Origin of the sequence: Methylobacterium frigidaeris, from assembly GCF_022179185.1 — a bacterium.
Lineage (GTDB): Bacteria > Pseudomonadota > Alphaproteobacteria > Rhizobiales > Beijerinckiaceae > Methylobacterium > Methylobacterium frigidaeris.
The window spans coordinates 1-237 of the sequence record NZ_BPQJ01000353.1; the positions used below are offsets into that span (position 1 = coordinate 1).

1 protein-coding gene is annotated in these 237 nt (G+C 64.6%); it reads right to left on the reverse strand.

Features of this window, described 5'->3' with window-relative positions; genetic code table 11:
* Window positions 1-237 (reverse strand): NAD(P)-dependent oxidoreductase (locus MFF64_RS37330; protein ID WP_273557223.1); only part of this gene is annotated, 237 nt, incomplete at both ends.

Below are 237 nucleotides of genomic sequence, written 5' to 3' on the forward strand. Positions count from 1 at the left end.
CTGGTCCGCACGTCGTAGCCCGCGCCTCCGATCGTGCCGGATTCCAGAGCCTCACCGATGGCCGCCTCGTCGCACAAGCCGCCGCAGGCTGTGTTGATGAGGATCGGGTCGAGCTTCATGCGCGTCAACTCGTCGCGCCCGATGATGTTGCGCGTCTCCGACGTGAGCGGCGCGTGCTGGTTGATGACATGGTGCTCGCGGATGATGTAGTCGAGTAGGTAGTGATGCGGCTGAGGC